This window comes from Pseudomonas sp. E102 (genome assembly GCF_052660185.1).
The window spans coordinates 1,156,349-1,174,038 of record NZ_CP084025.1; the positions used below are offsets into that span (position 1 = coordinate 1,156,349).

General features: G+C 61.9%; 11 protein-coding genes and 1 other RNA gene. 7 read left to right on the forward strand and 5 right to left on the reverse strand.

Features of this window, described 5'->3' with window-relative positions; all coding sequences use genetic code 11:
- The first annotated feature begins 205 nt into the window (after positions 1 to 205).
- Positions 206 to 970, forward strand: coding sequence for a GntR family transcriptional regulator (locus tag DOCECA_RS05410; protein ID WP_420764733.1), 765 nt, complete (start codon positions 206 to 208; stop codon positions 968 to 970).
- 120 nt (positions 971 to 1,090) lie between these two features.
- Here DOCECA_RS05410 and guaD read toward each other — a convergent pair whose 3' ends face one another.
- The 4 genes from guaD to xdhA form a co-directional block, all read right to left on the reverse strand.
- Positions 1,091 to 2,395, reverse strand: a complete 1,305-nt coding sequence (guaD, locus tag DOCECA_RS05415; protein ID WP_445571564.1) for a guanine deaminase — start codon at positions 2,393 to 2,395, stop codon at positions 1,091 to 1,093.
- Between the two features lie 19 nt (positions 2,396 to 2,414).
- Positions 2,415 to 3,251 carry a xanthine dehydrogenase accessory protein XdhC gene (xdhC, locus tag DOCECA_RS05420; RefSeq protein ID WP_445571565.1) on the reverse strand — a complete coding sequence of 279 codons (837 nt, stop codon included), beginning with the start codon at positions 3,249 to 3,251 and terminating at the stop codon, positions 2,415 to 2,417.
- A 114-nt stretch (positions 3,252 to 3,365) separates the two neighbouring features.
- Positions 3,366 to 5,765, reverse strand: coding sequence for a xanthine dehydrogenase molybdopterin binding subunit (gene xdhB, locus DOCECA_RS05425; protein ID WP_445571566.1), 2,400 nt, complete (start codon positions 5,763 to 5,765; stop codon positions 3,366 to 3,368).
- Positions 5,758 to 7,212, reverse strand: coding sequence for a xanthine dehydrogenase small subunit (gene xdhA, locus DOCECA_RS05430; protein WP_434650483.1), 1,455 nt, complete (start codon positions 7,210 to 7,212; stop codon positions 5,758 to 5,760). The genes xdhB and xdhA overlap by 8 nt, the downstream gene beginning before the upstream one ends.
- A gap of 279 nt (positions 7,213 to 7,491) precedes the next feature.
- Here xdhA and DOCECA_RS05435 point away from each other — a divergent pair, with 279 nt between their 5' ends.
- The 6 genes from DOCECA_RS05435 (at position 7,492) to ffs (ending at position 16,782) form a co-directional block, all read left to right on the forward strand.
- Positions 7,492 to 8,151 (forward strand): GntR family transcriptional regulator, encoded by a 660-nt coding sequence (locus tag DOCECA_RS05435; protein ID WP_420764728.1) that lies wholly within the window; start codon positions 7,492 to 7,494, stop codon positions 8,149 to 8,151.
- A 1-nt stretch (position 8,152) separates the two neighbouring features.
- Positions 8,153 to 11,641, forward strand: a complete 3,489-nt coding sequence (smc, locus tag DOCECA_RS05440) for a chromosome segregation protein SMC (RefSeq protein ID WP_445571567.1) — start codon at positions 8,153 to 8,155, stop codon at positions 11,639 to 11,641.
- Positions 11,642 to 11,899: 258 nt separating this feature from the next.
- Positions 11,900 to 12,745: a cell division protein ZipA gene (gene zipA, locus DOCECA_RS05445; RefSeq protein ID WP_420764726.1), complete on the forward strand. Its 846-nt coding sequence runs from the start codon at positions 11,900 to 11,902 to the stop codon at positions 12,743 to 12,745.
- Between the two features lie 137 nt (positions 12,746 to 12,882).
- Positions 12,883 to 15,240: an NAD-dependent DNA ligase LigA gene (gene ligA, locus DOCECA_RS05450; protein ID WP_445571568.1), complete on the forward strand. Its 2,358-nt coding sequence runs from the start codon at positions 12,883 to 12,885 to the stop codon at positions 15,238 to 15,240.
- A gap of 124 nt (positions 15,241 to 15,364) precedes the next feature.
- Positions 15,365 to 16,525, forward strand: coding sequence for a zinc-binding metallopeptidase family protein (locus DOCECA_RS05455; protein WP_445571569.1), 1,161 nt, complete (start codon positions 15,365 to 15,367; stop codon positions 16,523 to 16,525).
- A 160-nt stretch (positions 16,526 to 16,685) separates the two neighbouring features.
- Positions 16,686 to 16,782, forward strand: an RNA gene (gene ffs / locus DOCECA_RS05460) — signal recognition particle sRNA small type.
- A 132-nt stretch (positions 16,783 to 16,914) separates the two neighbouring features.
- On the opposite strand, the gene DOCECA_RS05465 is transcribed toward ffs, so the two are convergent.
- The gene (locus tag DOCECA_RS05465) at positions 16,915 to 17,682 is read right to left on the reverse strand and encodes a substrate-binding periplasmic protein (protein WP_434650492.1); all 768 of its coding nucleotides are present in this window, start codon (positions 17,680 to 17,682) and stop codon (positions 16,915 to 16,917) included.
- Between the last annotated feature and the right edge of the window lie 8 nt (positions 17,683 to 17,690).

Sequence of the window (17,690 nt, forward strand, 5' to 3'; positions counted from 1 at the left end):
GTGGCGCCACAGGTTCGGGTTTAAAGCCTAAACTCAACGCACCGACCGGTCGCGATACAGCCGTGTCCGCAAACAGCCGTACAGTCGTGTTGCCATCAGAGGTTGTGTACAATCGCCGTGTTTTTTACGCGATACTTGCCAGCGACCCGCTGTGCCGTATTACAGTCACGGTTAAATCGCCGCAGTTCTCCCGACTCGAGTGCCCATGAACGAACAGTTGCAGCCCCTCAAGAAACAACCGCGAGCTGGCAAAGCCGGCCGCAGCGGAACCCAGGACGATATTGTCTATGCGCACATTTTCGAGGCCATCCTCGAACAGCGCCTGGCGCCCGGTACGAAATTGAGCGAAGAGGCGCTGGGGGAGATTTTCGGGGTCAGCCGCACGATCATTCGCCGCGCGCTGTCGCGCCTGGCCCATGAAGGCGTGGTGTTGCTGAGGCCCAATCGTGGCGCGGTGGTTGCCAGCCCAAGTGTCGAAGAGGCCCGCCAGGTTTTCTTCGCCCGGCGCATGGTGGAGAAGGCGATCACGGAGCTGGCGGTCCAGCACGCCACGGCCGAGCAGCTTGCCGAGCTGCGGCAGATGGTCAGCGACGAGCGCGACAGTTTTTCCCGTGGCGACCGTGGCGCCGGCATCCGGCTGTCGGGCGAGTTCCACCTGAAACTGGCCGAGGCGGCAAAAAACGCACCGCTGATCAGCTTCCAGCGCAGCCTGGTGTCCCAGACTTCGTTGATCATTGCCCAGTACGAAAGCGGCAACCGCTCGCACTGTTCCTATGACGAACACACCCAATTGATCGACGCCATCGAGGCCCGTGACGCGGCCTTGGCGGTGAACCTGATGATGCATCACATGGACCACATCGACAGCAAGCTCAACCTCGACGAAGAAAGCGCGTCGGATGACTTGCACGCGGTGTTCTCGCACCTGTTGCAGAGCAAGAAGCCGGGGCGTTCGCCTGCCAAGCTCTGAGGGTTGAACCAGTCATACCGCCAATCGCGAGCAAGCTCGCTCCCACAGGGTTATGTGTACACCACAAATCCACTGTGGGAGCGAGCTTGCTCGCGATAGCGTCCTGGCAGGCAATACAACCTACCGCTGGTGCACCAACCGACCCGCCGCATAAGTCTGCGCCACCGCCCGATCATCCCCCAGCGTCATCAGCACGAACAACCGCTCGGCAATGTCCTTGGCCTGCTTCAGGCGATAGCTCAGCAATGGCGTGGCGTTGTAGTCCAGCACCAGGAAATCCGCGTCCGTTCCCGGTTGCAACGTCCCGATCTTGTCTTCCAGGCGCAAGGCCCGGGCCCCGCCGAGGGTGGCCAGGTACAGCGATTTGAACGGGCTCAGCCGCGCGCCCTGCAGTTGCATGACCTTGTAGGCTTCGTTCAAGGTTTGCAGCAGCGAGAAACTGGTGCCACCGCCCACGTCCGTGCCCAGGCCCACGTTCACTTTGTGCTTCTCCGTCATCGGCAAGTTGAACAGGCCACTGCCGAGGAAGAAGTTCGACGTCGGGCAAAAGGCGATGGCCGATCCGGTCTCGGCCAGGCGCGCGCATTCGTCGTCACACAGGTGCACGCCATGGGCGAATACCGAACGTTCGCCGAGCAACTGGTAGTGGTCGTAGACGTCCAGGTATCCCTTGCGCTCCGGGAACAATTCCTTGACCCATTGCACTTCCTGCAGGTTCTCACTGATGTGGGTCTGCATGTACAGGTCCGGGTATTCATTGAGCAACTGGCCGGCCAGGGTCAGTTGCTCCGGGGTGCTGGTCGGCGCGAAGCGCGGCGTCACGGCGTAGTGCAGGCGACCCTTGCCATGCCAACGCTCGATCAATGCCTTGCTCTGGGTGTAGCTGGATTCGGCAGTGTCGACCAGATAGTCCGGGGCGTTGCGGTCCATCATCACCTTGCCGGCAATCATGCGCAGGTCGAGCTTCTCGGCAACCTCGAAAAATGCATTCACCGATTGGGGATGTACGCTGCCAAACACCAGGGCCGTGGTAGTGCCGTTGCGCAGCAGTTCCTTGACGAAAATATCCGCCACTGCCTCGGCGTGGGCCGGGTCGGCGAATTGGCTTTCGCAGGGGAAGGTGTAGGTGTTGAGCCAATCCAGCAGTTGCTCGCCATAGGCGCCGACCATACCGGTCTGAGGCAGGTGGATATGGGTATCGATGAGGCCTGGAGTGATCAGCGCGTCCGGGTAATGGGCGATTTCGATATCCGCCGCCAGGGTCGGCAGCAGCTCATGGGCGTGGCCGATGGCGCTGATCTGGCCATTTTCCACCACCAGCAGGCCATCCTCGAAATATTCATAGGACGCCTCGATGCCAACTTCGGCCGGGTCGGCGAGGCTGTGGAGCAGGGCGGCGCGGTAGGCTTTGCGTGTCAGGGGCATGGTCTGTCTCGATAAAAGATTAACGCTGGCTGCGGCGCGAAACCGGCAGCAACTTGGCAATGGGTTCGGCGCGCGAGGTATGCTGGCCGAAATCCGCGTTATAGGTGGCGATGATTTCGCCGGCGATGGAGATGGCGATCTCCACAGGCAATTTGCCTTTGACTTCGCCAATGCCCATCGGGCAACGCATACGTTGCAGGGTGCCGCTGTCGAAGCCGCGATCCCGCAAGCGGTGTTCGAACTTGACCCGTTTGGTCTTCGAGCCGATCAGGCCGAAATAGGCGAAGTCGTTGCGCTTGAGAATCGCGGCGCTCAGTTCCAGGTCGAGCTGATGGTTGTGGGTCATGACGATGCAGTAGCTGCCGGCGGGCAAGTCGTCGACTTCATCCAATGGCTCTTCAGTGACGATCTTGCGCACACCATGGAGTAACTGTTCAGGAAACTCCGCCTCCCGCGAGTCGATCCAGCGGACCCGGCAGGGCAGGCTTGCCAGCAACGGCACCAAGGCCCGGCCGACATGGCCGGCGCCAAACACGGCGATCTGCGCCTGGACCTGCCTCATGGGTTCGAACAGCAACACGGTGACGCCGCCGCAGCACTGGCCAAGGCTGGCGCCGAGGCTGAAACGCTCCAGATGCGTGTTCTGCTGGCCGCTGGCGAGCATCTGCCGAGCGATTTCCATGGCCTTGTATTCCAGGTGACCGCCACCGATGGTGTCGAACGTCTGGCTGGCGCTGATGACCATCTTCGAACCGGCGTTGCGCGGCGTGGAGCCAAGCTCTTCGATGATCGTCACCAGCACGCAGGGTTCACCGCGGGTTTGCAGGTCGGCGAGGGCGCTGATCCAGTTGTACATGTTCACCTCGGCATCTCTGTTGTCTGTTCGGCCGCTTTCGCGAGCAGGCTCGCTCCCACATTTGCAACGCGGTCCCTGTGGGAGCGAGCCTGCTCGCGAAGGCCGCGCCGCGGTTTAAAGTGAAGCCAACTCGACCTCGGCTTGCGCAGGCTTCACAGCCTTCAACTGCCGCATCTGCTCACACCCCCACAACACCCGCTCCGGCGTGGCCGGCGCGTCGATCTTCGGTTGATGCCGGTAATCCCCCAGGCTCGCCACGGCGTCCTTGATGGCGCACCAAGCGGCGATGCCGAGCATGAACGGCGGCTCGCCCACGGCCTTGGAGTGGAACACCGTGTCTTCCGGGTTCTTGCGGTTTTCCACCAGCTTGACCCGCAAATCCAATGGCATGTCAGCCACGGCGGGGATCTTGTAGCTGGCCGGACCATTGGTCATCAGCTTGCCCTTGTCGTTCCACACCAGTTCTTCCATGGTCAGCCAGCCCATGCCCTGGATGAATCCGCCCTCGACCTGGCCGATGTCGATGGCTGGGTTCAGCGAGGCGCCGACGTCGTGAAGGATGTCGGTGCGCAGCATCTTGTACTCGCCGGTGAGGGTATCGACGATCACCTCGGCGCACGCCGCGCCGTAGGCGTAGTAGTAGAACGGCCTGCCACGGGCCTGGCTGCGGTCGTAATAGATTTTGGGGGTCTTGTAGAAACCGGTGCTCGACAGCGAGACCTGCGCGAAATACGCCTGTTGAACCAGTGCCTCGAAGGTCAGGATGTGATCGCGCACCCGCACGTGGCCGTTGTGGAATTCCACGTCTTCCTCGCTGACCTTGTATTGCCGCGCGGCGAACTCCACCAGGCGCCGCTTGATGGTTTCGGCGGCATTCTGCGCCGCCTTGCCGTTCAGGTCGGCGCCACTGGACGCGGCGGTGGGCGAGGTGTTCGGCACCTTGTCGGTGTTGGTCGCGGTGATCTGCACGCGGTCCATTTCCACCTGGAATACCTCGGCCACCACTTGGGCGACCTTGGTGTTCAAGCCTTGGCCCATCTCTGTGCCGCCGTGATTGAGGTGGATGCTGCCGTCGGTGTAGACGTGAATCAACGCGCCGGCCTGGTTGAGGAAGCTGGCGGTGAACGAAATGCCGAACTTCACCGGCGTCAGCGCCAGGCCCTTTTTCAGGATCGGGCTGCCTGCGTTGTAGCGGCGGATCGCTTCGCGGCGCTCGGCGTATTGGCTGCTTTGTTCAAGCTCGGCGGTCATCTCTTCGAGCATGTTGTGCTCGACGGTCTGGTAGTAATGCGTGACGTTGCGCTCGGTCTTGCCGTAGTAGTTGGCCTTGCGCACCGCCAGGGGGTCGAGCCCCAGGTGCCGGGCGATAGCGTCCATCACCTCTTCGATGGCGACCATGCCTTGGGGGCCGCCGAAACCACGGTAAGCGGTGTTCGAGGCGGTGTTGGTCTTGCAGCGGTGGCCGTTGATCGTTGCATCGCCCAGGTAGTAGGCGTTGTCGGCATGGAACATCGCTCGGTCGACGATCGAGGCGGACAGGTCCGGCGAGCAGCCGCAATTGCCAGCCAGTTCCAAGGCAATGCCGTGCAGACGACCGGTGCTGTCGAAGCCGACGTCGTATTCGATGTAGAAGGGATGGCGCTTGCCGGTCATCAGCATGTCTTCGAGCCGGGGCAGGCGCATCTTGGTCGGCTGGCCGGTGAGGTGCGCGATGACGGCGCACAGGCACGCCGGGCTGGCGGCCTGGGTCTCCTTGCCGCCGAACCCACCGCCCATGCGACGCATGTCCACCACCACTTTGTTCATCGACACGCCGAGCACTTCGGCCACCAGCTTTTGCACTTCGGTGGGGTTCTGGGTCGAGCAGTAGACGATCATGCCGCCGTCTTCGGTGGGCATCACCGAGGAAATCTGGGTTTCCAGGTAGAAATGTTCCTGGCCGCCGATGTGCAGTGAACCCTGGATGCGATGTTCGGCGCTTGCCAGCGCCGTGGCTGAATCGCCGCGCTGGTGGGTATGGCTGTCGAGCACGAAATGCCGCTTGCGCAGCGCCTCGACCACATCCAGCACCGGTTCCAGGTCCTCGTATTCGACTATGGCCGCCATGGCTGCCTTGCGCGCCGTTTCGAGATCCCTGGCGGCAACGGCCAGAACGGGTTGACCAACGAACTGCACATCGTCGATCGCCAGCAGCGGGTCACCGGGCAGCAACGGGCCGATGTCCTTCAGGCCCGGGATGTCCTGGTGGGTAATGGCGATGCGCACGCCTTCGAAGGCGTAGCAAGGCGCGGTGTCGATGCGCAGGATCCGCGCGTGGGCGCGGTCCGAGAGCCGGGCATAGACGTGCAATTGGTTCGAGAATTCCAGGCGGTCGTCGATGTACTGTGCCTCGCCTGAAACGTGCTTCGCGGCGCTGTCATGCTTGACGCTGCGGCCCACGCCGGTGGTGAGGTCGCGGGCGAACAGTTGCGCCAGTTCGGCTTGGGTCTTTTCTACGGCGTGATGATTAGACATAAGCGGTCACCCGAGTCTCGATGTGGGGCGTTTGCAGTTCGATGAAATATTTGCGCAGCAGGTTGCGGGCGCTGAGCAGGCGATATTCCTTGCTGGCGCGGAAGTCCGACAGGGGCGTGAAATCCTCCGCCAGGGCCGCGCAGGCGCGTTCGAGGGTGCTGTCGGTCCAGGGCGCGCCGATCAGCGCGGCCTCACAGTGCTTGGCGCGCTTGGGGGTCGCGGCCATGCCACCGAAGGCCACACGTGCCTCGCGGACCATGCCGTTGTCGATGCGCAGGTTGAACGCCGCGCACACGGCGGAAATGTCGTCGTCCAGGCGCTTGGAGACTTTGTAGGCGCGAAACGCTTGCTCGGCGCTGGCCCGGGGCACGATGATCTTTTCGATGAATTCGCTTTCCTGGCGGGCGGTGACCCGGTAATCGATGAAATAATCTTCCAGGGCCAGGGTGCGGCGAGTCTGGCCTTTGCACAGCACAATCTGCGCGCCGAGGGCGATCAGTAGGGGCGGCGAGTCGCCTATGGGCGAGGCGTTGCCGATGTTCCCGCCCAGGGTGCCCTGGTTGCGGATCTGCAACGAGGCGAAGCGCTGCAGCAGTTCGCCGAAGTCCGGATATTCGGCTTGCAGGGCCTCGTAACAATCGGAAAGCGCGGTGGCCGCGCCGATTTCCAGGCGATCATCGAAACGCTCGACGCGCTTGAGTTCGGCGACGTTGCCCACGTAGATCATCACCGGCAGGGTGCGGTGGAACTGGGTGACTTCCAGCGCCAGGTCAGTGCCGCCGGCCAGCAGCCGTGCTTGTGGGTAGGCGTCGTAGAGGTCGGCCAGGTCAGCCACGGTCAGTGGCACCAGGCAGCGTTTGTCGCCACTGTTGAGTTCTCCGGTCTCGGTCGGTGCGATGGCTTTGAGGCGGGCAATGGTCTGGGCCTCACGGGCGTCGAACTGGTCGGGCTGCTTGGCGCAACAGGCCTGGTCGGCGGCGGCCAGGATCGGCCGGTAACCGGTGCAGCGGCACAAGTTACCGGCCAACGCTTCGTGGGCCTTATGGGCGTCGGGCTGCTCGCTGTTCTTTTGCAGGGCGAACAACGACATGACGAAGCCCGGGGTACAGAAACCACATTGCGAACCGTGGCAATCGACCATCGCCTGCTGGACGCTGTGCAGCTGGCCATCGTGCTTGAGGTCTTCGACGCTGATCAATTGCTTGCCGTGCAGCGACGAGACGAAGGTCAGGCACGAATTGAGGCTGCGGTAGCGAATACGCTCGCCACCTTCTGCGTCCGTCTCCAATTCGCCCACCACCACGGTGCATGCGCCGCAGTCGCCGCTGGCGCAGCCTTCCTTGGTGCCGGGTTTACCAACGTGTTCGCGCAGGTAATTGAGCACGGTCAGGTTCGGGTCCAGGGCATGCTCGCTACGGAGTTCCTGGTTGAGTAAAAACTGGATCACGGAAGGCCTCGCAGATTCATTATTGTTGTATCGACGTGAGCTGAATTTAGCAGTTCTGACTTTTCGGTCAATTAGTTTCTGACTTAAAGGTCAAGAAATACCGTTTTGTCGATAAAACCTTGTGGGAGCGAGCTCGCTCTCACAGGCTCTCTTTCACCAAGAGGGCAGGCACTTTTTGCTTATATCGTGCCAAAAACCAGGTGGAGGCCCTGCGCCATGACGTATTGAGTGCGCTACACTGCGCCGCTTGTGCAGATATGAAGAGTTTGAAGGACAACCATGACGTTCAAGGCCCCGGACAGCCTCGCCGAGCAAATCGCCCATCATCTCGCCGAGCGCATCATTCGCGGCGAAATGAAGCCGGGAGAGCGCATCCAGGAGCAGAAGGTTACGCTGGCGCTCAATGTCAGCCGCGGTTCGGTCCGCGAGGCCTTGCTGATCCTGGAGCGGCGTCACCTGATCGCCATCTTGCCGCGCCGTGGCGCCCACGTCACCGAGCTCACCGAACACAAGGTGCGCAGCCTTTGCGCATTGATGAGCGAGCTCTATATCCTGCTGGGCAATGCAGTGGCGCATGGTTGGAAAGAGCAGGCAGACATGGCGCCGTTCGTGGCGATCCAGCAGCGCCTCAAGGAAGCCTACGAGCGCCAGGACATCCGTACGTTCGTCGACGATAGCTTCAGCGTGATGCGAGCAGCCTATCCCTTTGCCAACAACCCTTATCTGCAGGAAACCGTTGAAAACCTGCAACCGGCCATGAGCCGCGCCTATTTCCTGGCTCTTGAGCAGCGCAAGGCGGAAATGAGCGAATTCCTCGACCTGTTCCAGCGCCTGCTCGCGGCCGTGCTGGCCCGTGATCTGCCGCAGATCCGCACTGTGCTGACGGCTTACGCCCAGCGCAGTTGCGATCTGGTGGTTTCGGCCCTGACGGCGGCCTGACGTGCGACTCAAGTGCATCAAGCTGGCGGGGTTCAAATCCTTCGTCGACCCGACGACGGTGAACTTCCCCAGCAACATGGCGGCGGTGGTCGGGCCCAATGGTTGCGGCAAGTCGAACATCATCGACGCCGTGCGCTGGGTGATGGGCGAAAGCTCGGCCAAGAACCTGCGCGGCGAGTCGATGACCGATGTCATCTTCAACGGCTCCACCAGCCGCAAGCCAGTGAGCCAGGCCAGCATCGAACTGGTGTTCGATAATTCCGATGGCACCCTCATCGGCGAATACGCGGCCTACGCGGAAATCTCCATCCGCCGCAAAGTGACCCGTGACAGCCAGAACAGCTATTTCCTCAACGGCGCCAAATGCCGTCGCCGGGACATCACCGACATCTTCCTAGGCACCGGCCTGGGGCCGCGCAGCTATTCGATCATCGAGCAGGGCATGATCTCCAAGCTGATCGAGGCCAAGCCCGAAGACCTGCGCAACTTCATCGAAGAAGCCGCCGGCATCTCCAAATACAAGGAACGGCGTCGCGAGACCGAGAACCGCATCCGCCGTACCCACGAAAACCTCGCGCGTCTGACTGACCTGCGTGAAGAACTCGAGCGCCAGCTCGAACGCCTGCATCGCCAGGCCGAGGCGGCAAAGAAATACCAGGAATACAAAGCCGAAGAGCGCCAGCTCAAGGCCCAACTGTCGGCCCTGCGCTGGCAGGCGTTGAACGAACAGGTGGGCCAGCGCGAGGCGATCATCGGCAACCAGGAAGTCAGCTTCGAAGCGTTGGTCGCCGAGCAGCGCAACGCCGATGCCGCCATCGAGCGCCTGCGCGACGGGCACCATGAACTTTCCGAGCGCTTCAACCTGGTGCAAGGGCGCTTCTATTCCGTGGGAGGCGACATTGCCAGGGTCGAGCAAAGCATCCAGCACGGCCAGCAGCGCCTGCGCCAGTTGCAGGAAGATTTGAAGGAGGCTGAGCGCGCACGCCTGGAAACCGAATCCCACCTGGGCCACGATCGCACCTTGTTGCTGACCCTCGGCGAGGAGCTGGAGCGGCTCACGCCGGAGCAGGAACTCACCAGCGCCGCCGCCGAAGAGGCAGCCGCAGCCCTGGAAGAAGCCGAGTTGACCATGCATGGTTGGCAAGAGCAGTGGGACAGTTTCAACCTGACCTCGGCCGAGCCGCGGCGCCAGGCAGAAGTCCAGCAGTCGCGCATCCAGCAGTTGGAAACCAGCATGGAGCGCCTGGCCGAACGTCAGCGTCGCCTGTCTGAAGAGCGCGCCTTGCTCGCCGCGGATCCGGAAGACGCCGCGATTCTGGAGCTGAGCGAGCAACTGGCGACCAGCGAAGCCACCCTCGAAGACCTGCAGGCCAGCGAAGATGCCCAGGTCGAACGCCTTGAACAACTGCGCCAAGCCTTGCAGCTGGCCTTGCAGAACCAGCAACAGGCCCAGGGCGAATTGCAGCGACTCAACGGTCGGCTGGCCTCGCTGGAGGCCTTGCAGCAAGCCGCATTGGACCCAGGCACCGGCACTGCCGAATGGCTGCGCGACCAGCACCTGGCCGAGCGCCCGCGCCTGGCCGAAGGTTTGAAGGTCGATGCCGGCTGGGAACTGGCGGTGGAAACCGTGCTGGGCGCCGATCTGCAAGCAGTGCTGGTGGATGATTTCGCCGGGTTCGATCTTTCCGGTTTCAGCCAGGGCGATCTGCGCCTGCTCAGCCCGGCCGGCGACGGCGTGCGGGTGCCAGGCAGTCTGTTGGACAAGGTCGAAGCCCAGGTCGACCTGTCGCCTTGGCTGGGGCAGGTCAAGCCGGTGGACAGCCTCGAGCACGCCTTGGCCTTGCGTGGGCAATTGGCAGCCGGCGAAAGCCTGATCAGCCGCGACGGGTATTGGGTCGGGCGGCATTTCCTGCGGGTTCGCCGGGCCTCTGAAGCCGAGAGCGGCATGCTCGCCCGAGTCCAGGAAATCCAGCGCCTGGCCGCCGAGCGCGAAGAGCGCGAGGCCAGCGTCGAAGCCCTGGAAACCGAACTACAGAACCTGCGGGCGCAACAGCGCCAACAGGAAAACGGCCGCGAACACCTGCGTCGGCTGTTGCAAGATGAAGCGCGCCAGCAGGGCGAACTCAAGGCGCAGCTGTCTGCCGGCAAGGCCAAGGTCGAACAATTGGCCCTGCGTCGTACCCGTCTTGACGAAGAAATCGCCGAGTTGGGCGAGCAGCGGGCGTTGGAACACGAACAGATCGGCGAGGCGCGCCTGCAATTGCAAGAAGCCCTTGATGCGATGGCGGTGGATACCGAACAGCGTGAATTGCTGCTGGCCCAGCGCGACAGCCTGCGTGAACGCCTGGACCGCGTGCGCCAGGAAGCGCGCCAGCATAAAGACCATGCCCATCAGCTGGCGGTACGCCTGGGCTCGCTCAGGGCCCAGCTCGATTCCACACGCCAGGCCTTGGAACGTCTGGAAATGCAGTCCGAGCGCCTGACCGAAAAGCGTGAGCAGTTGAGCCTCAACCTGGAAGAGGGCGAGGCGCCACTGGAAGAACTGCGCCTCAAGCTCGAAGAGTTGCTCGACAAACGCATGAGCGTCGACGAAGAACTCAAGACTGCACAGATTGCCCTGGAGGATGCCGACCGCGAACTGCGCGACGCTGAGAAGCGCCGCAGCCAGGCCGAGCAGCAATCGCAGCTGATCCGTGGCCAGATGGAGCAGCAGCGCATGGAGTGGCAGGCCTTGACGGTGCGGCGCAGAGCCTTGCAGGACCAATTGCTGGAAGACGGCTACGACCTCGACGGCGTGCTCGCCACCCTGGTGGCCGGGGCGAACGAAAAGGACGCCGAGGAAGAACTTGAACGCATCGCCCAGCGCATCCAGCGCCTGGGGGCAATCAACCTGGCGGCCATCGACGAGTACCAGCAGCAGTCAGAGCGCAAGCGTTACCTGGACGCTCAGAACGACGATCTGGCGGAGGCGCTGGAGACCCTGGAAAACGTCATCCGCAAAATCGACAAGGAAACCCGCAACCGCTTCAAGGATACCTTTGATCAGATCAACGGCGGTTTGCAGGCGCTTTTCCCAAAAGTTTTCGGTGGCGGTAGCGCCTACTTGGAACTGACGGGCGAAGATCTACTCGATACAGGGGTGACAATCATGGCGCGTCCTCCCGGCAAGAAGAACAGCACCATCCATTTGCTCTCCGGCGGCGAAAAAGCGCTGACGGCGCTGGCTCTGGTCTTTGCCATTTTCAAACTGAACCCGGCGCCGTTCTGCATGCTCGATGAGGTCGACGCGCCACTGGACGACGCCAACGTCGGCCGTTACGCACGGCTGGTGAAGGAAATGTCCGAAACGGTGCAGTTCATCTACATCACCCACAACAAGATCGCCATGGAAATGGCCGACCAGTTGATGGGCGTGACCATGCATGAGCCGGGGTGTTCGCGGCTGGTGGCGGTGGATGTGGAGGAGGCCATGGCCATGGTGGACGCCTGAACAAAGGCTCGCAGGGCTTCTGTTTTGAACGCTGTAGGTGTTTTTTACCCTTGGGGCTGATGTTCAATTCACAGATTGGGCACAAGCCTATGCGACAGACGGTGTAAAGTTATCTTTGGTCGTGCTAGTTTAATGTCAATTTTTCGTATGCGTGGGCAAAACGCCATTCAGAACATAGAGTTGGCGCCACGTTTTAAAGCGGTTTGCAAATAGCTAAGCCCCTTATTTTTCAGCATTTTTATAGAGGCACGGGATTAAATGGAAATCGGTCTGCGCGAGTGGCTGATCGTCATCGGCATCATTGTCATTGCCGGTATTCTTTTCGACGGCTGGCGTCGCATGCGCGGCGGCAAGGGCAAACTCAAGTTTCGCCTGGATCGCAGCCTGTCGAACCTCCCCGATGAGGATGACAGCGCCGAGCTGTTGGGCCCGCCCCGGGTGCTGGACACCCACAAGGAGCCGCAGCTGGACGAACACGATTTGCCGTCCATGAGCGCGCCTGCCCGTGAGCCACGGGAGTCGGGTTCCAAGCGCGGCAAGCGCAACAGCGAACCGTCCCAGGGTGATTTGAACCTGAACCTCGACCTCGATGGCGGGCCGAGCTTCAACAGCCGTGACGGCGATTTCCCGGACGAGAGCAAGTCATCCAGCGGCGACAAGGAACAGGCCCAGGCCGAAGAAGTGCTGGTGATCAGCGTGATCTGCCGCGACCCGGCCGGCTTCAAGGGCCCTGCGCTGTTGCAGAACATCCTGGAAAGCGGCCTGCGTTTTGGCGAGATGGACATCTTCCATCGCCACGAAAGCATGGCAGGCAATGGCGAGGTGTTGTTCTCCATGGCCAACGCCGTCAAGCCTGGCGTGTTCGACCTGGACGACATCGACCATTTCAGCACGCCGGCGGTGAGCTTCTTCCTGGGCCTGCCAGGCCCGCGTCATCCCAAGCAGGCTTTCGACGTGATGGTGGCCGCTGCGCGCAAGCTTGCCCAGGAGCTCAACGGCGAATTGAAGGACGACCAACGCAGCGTGCTGACGGCCCAGACCATCGAGCACTACCGCCAGCGCATTGTCGAATTCGAACGCCGTGCGCTGACCCAGAAGCGTTGAGCGATGAGACCGGCTCCCCTTGGTTGGAGAGCCTCTTGTGGCGAGGGAGCTTGCTCCCGCTGGGGTGCGAAGCACCCCTCAACGTCTTGAGAAAATTGAGCAGCCCAGGCTGCTCTTTTGCTTTATGAGAGAACACCATGAGCGCCGTCGAAACCCGCATCCTAGAGCTGCGCACCGAGCTGGACCAGCATAATTACCGCTATCACGTCCTCGATGAACCTTCCATTCCGGACGCTGAATACGATCGTCTTTTCCATGAGCTCAAAGCCTTGGAAGAACAACACCCGGAGCTGGTGACGAGCGATTCCCCGACCCAGCGAGTCGGCAGCGTGGCGCTGTCGGCCTTCAGCCAGGTGCGTCACGAAATCCCGATGCTCAGCCTGGGCAACGTGTTCGACGAAACCACTCTGCGCGAGTTCGACCGGCGAGTGACCGAAGGCCTCGACCTGCCCATGGACGATTTGCTCGGCGGCGGCGCGGCGGTGGAATACAGTTGCGAGCCGAAGCTCGATGGCCTGGCGGTCAGCCTGTTGTATCAAGACGGCATGCTGGTGCGCGGCGCGACGCGCGGTGACGGCACCACGGGCGAAGACATCAGCGTCAACGTGCGCACCGTGCGCAACATTCCTCTCAAGTTGCAAGGCAGCGGCTGGCCACCGGTGCTGGAGGTGCGCGGCGAGGTGTACATGTCCAAGGCCGGTTTCGAGCGCTTGAACGCCACCCAGCTGGAGGCGGGCGGCAAGACGTTCGCCAACCCCCGCAACGCTGCCGCGGGCAGCCTGCGCCAGTTGGACTCCCGGATAACCGCCAATCGTCCCCTTGAGTTTTGCTGCTATGGCATCGGCCAGGTGACGTCGGACATCGCCGATACCCACATTGGCAATCTCAAACAACTCAAGGCTTGGGGCATGCCCATCAGCCGCGAGCTGAAGCTGGCCCACGGCATCGACGAATGCCTGGATTACTACCGTGACATTGGTGAGCGGCGCAGTTCGCTGCCCTACGAAATCGACGGCGTGGTGTTCAAGGTCAACAGCATCGCGTCACAGCGCGAACTGGGTTTTCGCGCGCGGGAGCCTCGCTGGGCTATCGCTCATAAATTCCCTGCCAGCGAAGAGCTTACCGAACTGCTGGACGTCGAGTTTCAGGTCGGCCGCACCGGCGCCGTCACGCCCGTGGCGCGGCTCAAGCCGGTCAAGGTGGCTGGCGTGACGGTGGCCAACGCCACGTTGCACAACATGGACGAGGTGGCGCGCCTGGGCCTGATGATCGGCGACACGGTGATCATTCGCCGAGCCGGTGATGTCATCCCGCAAGTGGTGCAAGTCGTCACCGAGCGTCGTCCAGCCAATGCCCGTCCGGTGGCAGTGCCGCAGCAATGTCCGGTTTGCGGTTCCCACGTCGAACGCACGCAACTGATCAAGCGCAGCAAGGGCCGTGAAACCGTCAGCGAAGGCGCGGTGTACCGCTGCGTCGGTCGCCTGGCCTGTGGCGCGCAGCTCAAGCAGGCAATCATTCATTTTGTCTCGCGCCGGGCCATGGATATCGAAGGGCTGGGCGAGAAGAGCGTTGAACAATTGGTGGACGAAGGCCTGGTGGGGTCGCCGGCTGACCTGTATGCGCTGACGTTCGAGCAGATCGTCGACCTGGAAGGCTTCGCCGAGCTGTCGAGCAGAAATCTGCTGTCAGCGATCGTCGACAGCAAGAAGCCGAGTCTGGCGCGTTTTATCTACGCCCTCGGCATTCCCGACGTGGGCGAGGAGACCGCCAAGGTCCTGGCCCGCTCCCTCGGTTCACTGGAGCGCGTGCAGGCGGCGCTGCCGCAGGTGCTGACGTACCTGCCGGATGTCGGCCTGGAAGTTGCCCACGAGATCCACAGCTTCTTCGAAGACCCGCACAATCGCCAGGTCATCAAGGATCTGCTGCGCCATGGCCTGGAGATCCAGGACCAGGGCGAACTGAGCGCGGAATTTTCCGCCAGTACTACCCTGGGAGGCTTCCTCGACAAGCTGCACATTCCTTCGGTCGGGCCGGGCGGCGCGCAGAAACTGGCGGACAAGTTCGGTTCCCTCGAAGCCGTCATGGATGCCGACTGGCTGGACATGCGCCAGGCGTTGCCGGAAAAGCAGGCAAACGCCGTGCGCGAATTCTTCGCCATCGCCGCCAATCGTGAACAGGCCTTGGCTGCCGAGCAGCAACTGCGGGATTTCGGCATGCACTGGCGGAGCGAGAAGAAAGTTGTCGAGGGCTTGCCTGAAGCGGGGCACACCTGGGTCCTGACCGGTTCGCTGGAGCTGATGAGTCGCGATGTCGCCAAGGACAAGTTGGAAAGCCTGGGGGCGAAGGTGGCCGGTTCCGTGTCGGCGAAAACCCACTGCGTGGTGGCCGGGCCGGGCGCTGGATCGAAATTGACCAAAGCCAATGAATTGGGGCTCAAGGTGCTCGACGAACAAGCGTTTGTCGAGTTCTTGACAGGGCATGGCGTCGCGCTCTGAGGCTTGGCTTTTGTGGCGGGGACGCAAGCTCCCTCGCCACGGTTATCGGGGTCATGACACAGCGTTTTGGAACGATCATGAGCATCAGGTGATCTAGTCTTGCAGGCTCCTGGGAGAGATCGCCATGTACCGCTTTTTCGAACAACTGAGCTCACGCATCGCCGCGCCGTTCCTGGGTGATCGGTCACGCAACAGCAAAGTCTGGCCGTGCCGCTGCGGCCAGTCATTGTTCTTTCGCAACAGCCAATGCCTGGCGTGCCTGGCGGCGTTGGGGTATCAGCCGGAGCAGAGCCGCCTTTCGTCCCTTCAGCCCGGCGAGCAACCTGATACCTGGCTCCTGGACGTCGACCCGCAGGCCGGACTGTTTCGCCGCTGCGCCAATCTCGACACCCCGGCGGCGTGCAATTGGCTGTTACCAGCCAACGGGCACGACACACTGTGCATCGCCTGCAGCCTGAATCGCACGATTCCTGACCTCTCGATCCCGGAAAACCCCGAGCGCTGGCGCAAGGTCGAAACCGCCAAGCGCCGCCTCGTGGCGCAACTGATTAGCCTCGGCTTGCCGGTCATCCCCAAGAGCGCCGACGAAAACATCGGCCTGGCCTTTGATTTCATCGGCGTCGACCCCGACGGGAAACCGCCGACGACCGGGCACGCCAGCGGCCTTATCACCCTCGACATCAAGGAAGCCGACGATGCTCACCGCGAGCACGTGCGGCAGCAGATGCACGAGCCGTATCGGACCTTGCTCGGGCATTTTCGCCACGAGGTCGGCCATTATTTCTGGGACCGGCTGGTTGCCGACAGACACTGGCTGGAGCCGTTTCGCGCCTTGTTCGGCGATGAGCGCGCAAGCTACTCCGAAGCGTTGGAGCGGCATTATCAACAAGGCGCGCCACTGGATTGGCAGGCCCGTTACGTCAGCGCCTACGCCACCATGCACCCGTGGGAGGACTGGGCTGAAACCTGGGCCCATTACCTGCACATGATGGACGCCGTCGACACGGCGCTCGGCTTCGGCATGAGTGCGCGGGAAATGGATTTCGACTACCAGCCATTTCCTCCCGAAACCCTGTTCGACCCCGAGCATGCGGGCGGCAAGGCGTTCCTTTCATTCGTCAACGCCTGGATCGAACTGGCCGGAATGCTCAACGAACTCTCGCGCAGCATGGGCCAGCCGGATTTCTACCCGTTCGTCGTACCGGCGGCAGTAATCACCAAACTGCATTTCATCCATCTGGTGATCCAGGAGGAGGGTGGCCGGGCGGATGAGGTGCTGTTGTAGGTTCTATCTGAATGGCCGAGGCGATTGCGAAAGAGGTTCTTCCCATAGCAAGTACTTGAACCTCATGGATTTTTTTAATCCGACACGAACGGTTGTAACTTCTTGTCAGATAGGTACAATGGCGCGGCTCGCCGCAAGGCGGGCGTCGTTATGGTGACCCCATCGGTCCCCCCGCAACGATTACCCGTGAACCTGGTCAGATCCGGAAGGAAGCAGCCACAGCGGGAACATTGTGTGCCGGGGTGTGGCTGGTGGGGTTGCCTCCTTAACGCCCCCAGGCCTTCGTTCGCAAGGTTTGCCAGATACCTTCCTGTTCTGCGATATCACGCTCGTGCCGATGGCTGACGAAACCACAGGGCGCCGCCACAGCGTCAGGCCCGACCCGTTGATCATGGAGACGCATCGCCGTCCCGCAACCCTTCGTTGCGGCCAGTATATAGCTGGATGATCGCGTCGATTTCCCCGGATCTCTTCATGTTCGACAAGGTACGCAGGATGCGCTGTGCGGGAATCTTCGGATCATTGCGCACATAGCAGCTCAACTGTTGTTCCTGCAGGACAGCGACTTGGCGTAGCTGTCGGTCAGCGCTGTGACGCTGGTTGAACCAGTCCAGCGCCCATTGATTGCTGACCGCATAGCGGTATCGCCGGGCCAGCAGTTTCGCCAGGACCTGATCCTGGCTGCGGGCGTCGTCGCGCCGCAGGTGGCCACTGTCGAACAATGGCTGCAGGGTGGGGTAGCTGTAGCTCAGCACGGTGCCGATGGGCTGTTGTGTGAGTGCCGACGGCGTGATGGCAGCGGGAGCGCCGGGCGAACCGACAAGCACATCGCGCTGGAAGAACAGCGGGACGCTCCAGAGATAGTCGCCCTCAATATCCTTCACCCAATCAGGCGAGACATAACAGCGCATGTCTATTTCGCCCTGCTCCATGGCGCTGTCCAGCCGCGCGCGGGCCAAGACATGGAATTGCGCAGGCATGCCCACCTGGGTCGCCAGGCTGGTCATGACGTCCGTCAGAATGCCTTGGGTCGGGCGGCCTCTGTCGATCTGCACCATGGGCATGGCCCAGCCATCGGTGACGGCAAAACGCAAGGGAACCTCATCAGCGAAACACCCCGTCCCCAACAACAGCAAAGCCCCCATGGCCGAACGCATAAACTCTC